General features: G+C 65.0%; 1 protein-coding gene. It reads right to left on the reverse strand.

What is annotated here, in order from left to right:
• The coding region (locus tag ACQG3P_RS24090; protein ID WP_426806456.1) for a LysR family transcriptional regulator at positions 1 to 234 on the reverse strand (234 nt) is incomplete at both ends.

Genomic DNA, 234 nt, shown 5'->3' on the forward strand with positions numbered 1-234 from the left:
GAAGGTTGGACGTCATCGCGTAGCGACATTTCCGACTCGCCCACCGCATCCAGAATGCGCCGCACCTCCGCGTAATAGCGCTCGCCTTCCGGGGTGAGCACCAGGTTTCGTGTGGAGCGGTTGAGTAACCGTGTCTGCAGATGCTGCTCCAGTGCGGCGACATGGCGGCTGTCATTCGGCTGGCCCAGCCCCAGGTCACGCCCGGCGGCGGAAAAGCTGCCTGTCTCCACGGCG

This window comes from Stenotrophomonas sp. SrG (assembly GCF_050031795.1).
GTDB classification, from domain to species: Bacteria; Pseudomonadota; Gammaproteobacteria; order Xanthomonadales; family Xanthomonadaceae; genus Stenotrophomonas; species Stenotrophomonas rhizophila_A.